This window comes from Nocardiopsis terrae, from assembly GCF_014651695.1.
GTDB lineage: Bacteria > Actinomycetota > Actinomycetes > Streptosporangiales > Streptosporangiaceae > Nocardiopsis > Nocardiopsis terrae.
In genome coordinates this window covers 1-574 of record NZ_BMXJ01000023.1, presented here as the reverse complement: position 1 = coordinate 574, position 574 = coordinate 1, and the positions used below count along the sequence as shown (strand labels likewise).

Annotated in this window: 1 protein-coding gene; it reads right to left on the bottom strand. The window is 68.1% G+C overall.

Features of this window, described 5'->3' with window-relative positions:
- Positions 1-574: AMP-binding protein (locus IE195_RS26000; protein WP_191276428.1), on the bottom strand; the 574-nt coding region annotated here is incomplete at both ends.

Sequence of the window (574 nt, the reverse complement as noted above, 5' to 3'; positions counted from 1 at the left end):
GACGACGGCTTTGGGGCGGCCGGTCGAACCCGACGTATAGATCACATACGCCGGATGCTCGGCACACAACACCCCCGACCGCTCCCCATCACCCACGTCACCGTCCGCGTACCCCTCCAACGACTCCACGTCCAACAGCACCCGGGCCACACCCTCACCCACGCACCCAGCCACCCCGGACACCGTCACCGCCGCCACCGGAGCACTGTCCTCCAACATGAACCGCACCCGCTCAACCGGATACTCCGGATCCACCGGCACATAAGCCGCCCCGCTCTTGAGCACACCCAGTACCGCCACCACCAGATCCACCGACCGCGGCAACACCACCGCCACCACACGCTCAGGCCCCGCCCCGGCCTCCACCAACCGCCGCGCCAAACGATTCGCCCGAGCGTTCAACCGCCCATACGAGACAGCCTCATCACCACACACCACCGCGGTCGCCTCCGGCGTCCGCGCCACCTGCTCCTCGAACGCCCCGACCAACGAACCACCCGAAAGCACACGCCCCGTGTCGTTGAACCCCTCCACCACACGCGACCGCTCACCCCACGACACCACGTCCAGAGCG